Raw genomic sequence first — 8,087 nt, 5'->3', positions numbered from 1 at the left:
GGCCGCGACGGAAAAGACGTCTTGAACGGTAAAGTCAACCCAACTACAGAAGGTAAAGACGGCGATAAATACGTTAACACAGAAACAGGTGACGTCTTCGTCAAGAACAACGGCACATGGGAAAAAGAAGGTAACATCAAGGGACCTAAAGGTGACCAAGGTGCACGAGGTCAAGACGGAGCACAAGGTTTACCAGGTCGCGATGGACGTGATGGCCGCGACGGAAAAGACGTCTTGAACGGCAAAGTCAACCCAACTACAGAAGGTAAAGACGGCGATAAATACGTTAACACAGAAACAGGTGACGTCTTCGTCAAGAACAACGGCACATGGGAAAAAGAAGGTAACATCAAGGGACCTAAAGGTGACCAGGGTGCTCAAGGTCTTCAAGGACGCGACGGACGTGAAGGTGTATCAGGACCAGCGGGACGCGACGGACGTGATGGAGCACAAGGACCTGCAGGACGTGACGGCCGTGATGGCCGCGACGGAAAAGACGTCTTGAACGGCAAAGTCAACCCAACTACAGAAGGTAAAGACGGCGATAAATACGTTAACACAGAAACAGGTGACGTCTTCGTTAAGAATAACGGCACATGGGAAAAAGAAGGCAACATCAAGGGACCTAAGGGTGACAAAGGTGAACGTGGAGAAGATGGTAAGACTCCAGAAGTAACTGTAACTCCAGGTAAAGATGGTCATAGTACCGACATTACATTCACTGTTCCAGGTAAAGATCCAGTTACAGTAAATGTTAAGAACGGTGAAAATGGTTTGAACGGTAAAACTCCAAAAGTTGATTTGCTTCGTGTTGAAGGACAAAACGGAAATCCATCTCATACAATTGTGACATTCTATACTGATGAAAACAATGATGGTAAGTACACTCCAGGAACTGATGAACTTCTAGGTTCTGAAATGATTAAAGATGGTGCTAAAGGTGCGGACGGACGTGATGGTAAATCATTACTTACTGTTAAAGATGGTAAAGAAACTAAAGTTTACCAAGAAGATCCAGCACATCCAGGTCAACCATTGAACCCAGAAAAACCTCTAGCAGTTATTAAAGACGGAGTGGACGGAGTCTCTCCAACAGTAACAGCTGTTCGTAAGGATGAAGAAGGTCATAAAGGTGTAGAAATCACAGTTGATAACCATGATGGTTCACAACCAACTACAGTCTTTGTTCAAGATGGTGCTAAGGGAGAAACTGGTGCAACCGGTCAGGATGGACAAACTCCTACAATCACTACTCAACGTGGACAAGATGGCCAAAGCACTGTTGTAACTATCACAACACCAGGTAAAGATCCAGTAACCTTTACAGTGAAAGATGGTAAGAATGGTAAAGATGGACGTACACCAACTATTGACTTAAATGCATTGGTGGAAGCAGTTAGAAGAGGTGCTGGATCAACTTCTAATTCACAACCTTCTGGAACATCAAGAAGTGCAAGAAATAGAAGAGCATTACCATATGAAGATAGAAGTGCAACTGAGTCATCAGAAACAGTACAACCAACAACTACAGATGCAACAGATTCACAACCAGTAAATGGTACTCGTATTACAGCATACTATGATAATAATGGTAACGGTAAATACGATCCAGGTGTGGATGAATTAATTGGTACAAGTGATATCTTGAATGGTACAAATGGACGTAATGGTACAGATGGAGCTTCTGGTACAAATGGACGTAACGGTGCTGAATTACTAAGTGGAGTTACTGCCCCAACTGCTAATGATGGTAAAGACGGTGATACTTATATCGATGCCAATACAGGTGATGTTTACAAGAAAGAAAATGGTTCTTGGAACAAGATTGGTAATATCCGTGGACCTCAAGGAGTAGCCGGTGAAAAAGGCGACAAAGGTGAAAAAGGTGAAAAAGGAGCTAATGGAGCAGACGGTAAATCACCAGTTGTAAATGTAACGGACAATGGAGATGGAACACACTCTATTACTGTTAGAAACCCTGATGGTTCTGAATCAACAACTAAAGTTAAAGATGGTAAAGACGGTAAAACTGCCAATATCACTACAACAGAAAATCCAGACGGAAGCCACACAATCACTGTAACAAATCCAGACGGAACAACTAAAGAAACAGTTGTTAAAAACGGTAAAGACGGTAAGACTCCAAAAGTTGAAGTAACGGATAACAACGATGGAACTCACACAGTTAAAGTTACAGATGGAGACGGTAATGTTACGAACGCTATCATCAAAGATGGTAAAGACGGTAAAGCTGCAACAGCAACTACAACAGAAAACCCAGATGGAAGCCACAGAGTAACAATCACTAACCCAGACGGAACTAAGAATGAGTTTGTTGTTAAGAATGGTCGTGACGGTGTTGACGGACGTACTCCAACCGCATCTGTTCGTGATAATGGAGACGGAAGTCATACAATCGTTATTACAAATCCAGAAGGTGTGACAACTGAAACCACAGTTCGTGATGGTAAATCACCAAAAGTTACAATAACTGACGAACAGAATGGAACACATAAGATCTCAGTTCTAAATGGTGATGGAACAACTACTGAAACAATCATTAAAGATGGTAAATCACCAGTAGCAACAGTTAGAGATAACCAAGACGGTACTTACACTATTCGTGTAGAAAACGGTAATGGTACTGTTTCTGAAACCACAGTTCGTGACGGTAAATCACCAACTGCTAAGGTTGTGGATAACGGAGATGGCACTCACACTATCACAGTTGTGAACTCAGACGGTACAACTACAACTACTACAGTACGTGATGGTAAATCACCAAAACTTGAAGTGATTGATAACAACAACGGTTCACACACTATTAAAGTGACAGGAGCTGATGGTAAAGAAACTACAACTACAATCTTTGATGGTAAATCACCAAAAGCGAACATCGTTGATAACGGAGACGGAACTCACACATTGACAATCGTTGATTCTGATGGTCGTGAATACAAATCTATTATAAAAGATGGTCGCGACGGCAAAGATGGCGTTTCACCAACTGTAACTGTTAAAAATAATAACGACGGAACTCACGTTGTTACAATCATTAATCCAGATGGAAGTAAGACAGAAATGGTGATTAAAGACGGTAAAGATGGTAAATCACCAAAAGTTTCTGTTGAAGATAATGGAAATGGTAGTCATACAATCACAATCATCAATTCTGACGGAACTGTGACAAAAACAGTTGTTAAAGACGGTAAAGATGGTCGTGATGGTCGTGATGGTCGTGATGGTCGTGATGGTCGTGATGGTCGCGACGGCAAAGATGGTAAGGACGGCAAAGATGGTAAATGTGGTTGCCAAGACAAACCAGTAACACCATCAAATGACAAACCAGTTCCTCCAACACGTAATGTGCCACAAGGACCAATGTTTGCAATGCCAGAACCACCAGTTCACGAATTACCAGAATTCAACGGTGGTGTGCCAGGAATGCCAGAAGTTAATGAATTACCAGAATTCAACGGTGGTGTGCCAGGTATGCCTGAAGTCAATGAACTTCCTAATCCAGAAGTTCCAGGGATGCCAACACCTCCGGTACAAGAAATTCCAGAGTTTAATGGCGGAGTACCTGGTATGCCAGAAGTAAATGACAAACCAACTTCAAACATTCCTGAAGTTCCAACACAACCAAATCCAAATGTACCAGTTCAACCGGTAACACCATCAACTTCTAACCCAGTAGGACCAACTACAGGTAAAGAAAACCATGGGGACAAATTACCTGAAACTGGAAGCCAATCTGATTATATCTCTATTCTTTTAGGTAGCGGTATTCTATTGAGCCTATATGTAGGTCGAAGAAAAGAAGATTAATCAGCCAAAAGCAGTCACTAATTTCTCGAAAGAAGATGATAAGTGATAGATCTCGAATGAAAGAATATTCTTAGGACGATTTTCCATGATGGAAAGACTGCTAAAAACCTTGAGTGGTAACGCTCAAGGTTTTTTTGGATGGCTGATGTTTGTCTGAGAATATTGATTGAGAAATAAAAATGCCACCCTATGAGGTGGCTATAATTGATTTAGACTTCTTAAAATTATCTATTTTTTACTGAATTGCTGCGAGCAAGTCTTGAGCTTGTTTTTCAAGTGAATTTAGGACAATTTCTTCAAGAACCAATGTTCCGTCTGCCCAGGCAGAGTCGTTAACACGTGCAGCAGTGAAATCACCAACGACTTGTGTACGGATAAATGGCAAGAGGTCTTTGTAGATAGCGAAGAGTTGATCGTGACCTGCATTGGCTACAGATGATACTGTGACAAACTTGTCTTGAAGGGCAGAAGCGCCACGTGTATCAGACAAGTCAAGGGCACGAGATAGCCAGTCAAGTAAGTTCTTCACTGTTCCAGGGATAGAGAAGTTGTAGATTGGCGAGAAGATCCAGATGGCATCCGCAGCGAGAACTGATTCACGAGCAGCAGATACAGCTGGATGTGTTGGAACTTCCAAATCTTGGCTGAAGAGAGGAAGGGCTGAATAATCAAGGTAGCTAATTTCTGCTTTACCAGCAAGTGCTTTCTCAGCTTCGAGAGCCATTTGGTGGTTAAAAGAACCTTGACGTAGTGATCCGACGATAAATAATACTTTTTTAGACATGATGTGTCTCCTTTTTCTTTAAATTTACGAGAACCTTCTCGTTGTTATAAAATATATTACAACAAAAGAAAAGGACTTGCAAGAAATTTGCTCAGAGTTTATTTGAAAATTATAAAATTGCTGAAACTCTAGTCAGTTGCCACTGGAAAAGTAAGAACTGTTTTTTGGATCCTGGTTTATATTTGATTTTTGAAGAGTATTCCTATATTCTCTTGTAATATGATGATATAAGTGCTAAAATAAACAAGAAAACTCGCAATAGAAACTACAGAACAGTTTTTCCGGTATCATTTCATAAACAATTAAACGAAAATAATGGCATTGAAGAATGCTTCTAAAAGGGGTGGAGATCATGTAAGACACAGATTAACAAGTGACGGACAAAAGAAATAATAATACACTTGTTAAAGGAGAAAAAATGTTAATAAGAAATTATCGGAAAAATATTGGCCTGATGGCCGGAGTTGAGTTTTTTGCTTTTTTAGGGATTACCAGCTTTTGGATTCTCTTTCTCAGTCAAAACGGAATGTCTCTTTGGCAGATTGGCCTTCTGGAAAGTATCTTTCATGCGACCAGTCTTCTCTGTGAAATTCCATCTGGAATGTTAGCTGATCGCTATTCCTATAAGACTAACCTTTATTTAAGTCGTATAGCAGGGATTGTGTCTTCTATTCTCATGTTGGCTGGGCAGGGAAATTTTTGGATTTATGCACTAGCAATGGCGGTGAGTGCCTTGTCTTATAATTTTGATTCAGGAACAAGCGCAGCAATGGTTTATGACTCGGCTGTAGAGGCTGGACTAAAAGAACGCTATCTATCCATTTCAAGTTTCATGTCAGGAGTAGCAGAAGGAACTCGTTCTTTGGGGACAGTATTGGCGGGATTTTTTGTCCATGGTCAATTGTACCTGACCTACTATATCATGATTGCCACTTCTATCATAGTTCTTGTCTTTATTTGGATGCTGAAAGAACCCAGTGTCAAGGTAGAAAAAGCTGATAGTGTGACCATGAAACAGATTATTTGGACTGTTAAGGAAGAGTTGGAGCGAAATCCCATGCTCTTCAACTGGATGATTTTGTCTCAGATTGTCGGAACACTCATGTGCATGTTTTATTTTTACTATCAAAATCAGTTACCAGATTTAAGTAGTTGGCAAATTTCAGCAGTTATGCTACTTGGTAGTCTCCTGAATATCCTTGCAGTCTATCTAGCGAGTAAGATTGGAAAGAAATATGCTGCTTTGAAGATTTTCCCTCTTCTCGTCCTGCTGACTGGAGTCACCTATATGCTGTCCTACTTTGGAACACCTCTAATCTATATTTTGATTTATTTGATTAGTAATGCTCTATATGCTCTTTTTCAGCCGATTTTTGACAATGATTTGTAAGAGCGCCTTCCAAGTGAAGTAAGGGCAACCATGCTGAGTGTCTACTCTATGATGTTTAGCCTAAGTATGATTGTATTCTTCCCACTGACAGGCTGGTTGATTGACCATTTAGGCTTTGTAGTAGCATTTCTTTATCTAGGCTTCTTTTTAGTCATGATTAGCCTTCTACTGCCTATATTTTTAGGAAAAATGGCTAAAAGAATGGATGATAAAGTGATTCCATAAATCAAAAAAATTACGAAAACTTGAGTGCCAAGCTCAGGTTTTTTAATAGGTTGATTTTGGAGCTGTCTTTCATTTTTTTGCTCGGTTTTAACTAAGAAAAATCTGTTTTGTTTGAAGGAAGAAATAATATAGGTTTGTTCTTGCATTCGCTTGTAATAAAGCCCAATAGATGGTAAAATAGACGAGTGAAAAAAAGACAAAACAAAGTAAAAAATAATCTACTGTGGCAGTATGGTCTAGGGATGACGATTTTGTTTGTGGTTATCAGTGCTTCCTTTCTGTATCTAGTATTTCTGAGTATGAAACCTTATCAAACAGCTAAAAGTGAAGGAGAAAAATTAGCTCAGCAGTATGCAGGATTAGAGCAGGCTGATCAGGTTGACTTATACAATGGCTTGGAATCTTATTACAGCGTTCTAGGTCATAATAAACAGCAAGAAGCACTTGCTGTCCTGATTGGAAAAGATGACCATAAGATTTACGTTTATCAGCTAAATCAAGGTGTTTCACAAGAAAAAGCAGAAGCTGTTTCGAAGGAAAAAGGAGCTGGCGAGATTGACAAGATAACCTTTGGCCGTTATCAAAACAAGCCAATCTGGGAAGTCAAGTCAGGATCTGATTTTTATCTAGTAGATTTTGAAACAGGAGCATTGGTCAATAAGGAGGGCCTATGAAACTATCCAATCGTGTTTTAGAAATGGAAGAAAGTGTGACCTTGGCTGCTGGAGCCCGTGCCAAAGCGCTGAAGGCTGAGGGAAGAGATATTTTGTCTCTAACCTTAGGTGAGCCAGATTTCACTACTCCAAAAAATATCCAAGATGCCGCCATTGCATCGATTCAAGATGGGCGTGCTTCTTTTTATACAGTAACCTCAGGTCTGCCAGAACTTAAGGCAGCGGTTAATACCTATTTTGAGCGCTTTTACGGCTACTCTGTAGCGCCAAATCAAGTGACAGTCGCTGCTGGAGCTAAATATTCTCTCTATACCTTCTTTATGGCCGTGGTCAATCCAGGTGATGAAGTCATCATCCCAACCCCCTACTGGGTCAGCTATGGGGATCAGGTCAAGATGGCTGAAGGAGTACCAGTCTTTGTTCCTGCTAAAGAGGACAATCATTTTAAGGTGACCGTAGAGCAGCTAGAAGCGGCTCGCACTGACAAGACCAAGGTTTTGGTGCTAAATTCGCCATCCAATCCAACAGGTATGATTTACACCCGTGAGGAACTTTTGGCAATCGGAAACTGGGCTGTAGAAAATGATATTCTCATCCTAGCAGATGATATCTATGGGCGCTTGGTCTATAATGGTCATGAATTTACACCCATTTCTAGCTTATCTGAAGCGATTCGCAAGCAAACAGTGGTTATCAATGGTGTGTCTAAAACCTATGCTATGACTGGTTGGCGGATTGGCTATGCCGTCGGAGAAGTAGACATTATCGCTGCCATGTCCAAGATTGCAGGTCAAACAACTTCGAATCCGTCAGCAGTAGCTCAGTATGCAGCAGTTGAGGCTCTATCAGGTGAGCAAGATACTGTAGAAAGCATGCGTCAGGCTTTTGAGGAACGACTAAACACCATCTATCCCCTACTTGCAGAAGTTCCAGGATTTGAAGTGGTCAAACCGCAAGGAGCCTTCTATCTCTTCCCAAATGTCAAAAAGGCAATGGAGATGAAAGGCTATACGGATGTGACAGACTTTACAACTGCTATCCTAGAAGAAGCTGAAGTAGCCTTGGTAACAGGAGCAGGCTTTGGAGCGCCAGAAAATGTCCGCCTCAGCTATGCAACAGACTTAGACACGCTTAAAGAAGCAGTTAAACGCTTGAAAGTATTTATGGAAAAATAAAAGAAAAGGAA

At 40.9% G+C, this 8,087-nt stretch carries 5 protein-coding genes and 1 pseudogene; 4 read left to right on the top strand and 2 right to left on the bottom strand.

All coding sequences use genetic code 11. From position 1 onward, the window contains the following. The coding region (locus tag MK482_RS08840; RefSeq protein ID WP_268718526.1) for an SIALI-17 repeat-containing surface protein at positions 1-3,828 on the top strand (3,828 nt) is incomplete at its 5' end. A 235-nt stretch (positions 3,829-4,063) separates the two neighbouring features. Here the strand turns inward: MK482_RS08840 and MK482_RS08835 are convergent. Continuing rightward, complete coding sequence (locus MK482_RS08835; RefSeq protein ID WP_268718525.1) at positions 4,064-4,612, bottom strand: NADPH-dependent FMN reductase; 549 nt, start codon at positions 4,610-4,612, stop codon at positions 4,064-4,066. Between the two features lie 418 nt (positions 4,613-5,030). Between MK482_RS08835 and MK482_RS08830 the strand changes: the two are divergent. Further along, positions 5,031-6,227, top strand: a pseudogene (locus MK482_RS08830) (MFS transporter). Here MK482_RS08830 and MK482_RS08825 read toward each other — a convergent pair. Continuing rightward, the gene (locus tag MK482_RS08825) at positions 6,134-6,373 is read right to left on the bottom strand and encodes a hypothetical protein (RefSeq protein ID WP_268718529.1); all 240 of its coding nucleotides are present in this window, start codon (positions 6,371-6,373) and stop codon (positions 6,134-6,136) included. The pseudogene MK482_RS08830 and the gene MK482_RS08825 sit on opposite strands and share 94 nt — an antisense overlap. Positions 6,374-6,412: 39 nt before the next feature. Between MK482_RS08825 and MK482_RS08820 the strand changes: the two genes are divergently transcribed. Together MK482_RS08820 and MK482_RS08815 are read left to right on the top strand one after the other, a co-directional pair. Further along, complete coding sequence (locus tag MK482_RS08820; RefSeq protein WP_268718524.1) at positions 6,413-6,901, top strand: DUF5590 domain-containing protein; 489 nt, start codon at positions 6,413-6,415, stop codon at positions 6,899-6,901. Then, positions 6,898-8,076, top strand: a complete 1,179-nt coding sequence (locus tag MK482_RS08815) for a pyridoxal phosphate-dependent aminotransferase (RefSeq protein WP_268718523.1) — start codon at positions 6,898-6,900, stop codon at positions 8,074-8,076. The genes MK482_RS08820 and MK482_RS08815 overlap by 4 nt, the downstream gene beginning before the upstream one ends. Positions 8,077-8,087: the final 11 nt, after the last annotated feature.

The sequence above is a fragment of the Streptococcus mitis genome, from assembly GCF_026782865.1.
Classification (GTDB): Bacteria; Bacillota; Bacilli; order Lactobacillales; family Streptococcaceae; genus Streptococcus; species Streptococcus mitis_CG.
Note: the sequence above shows the minus strand (reverse complement) of the source record. Positions and strands in the feature narration are given on the sequence as shown.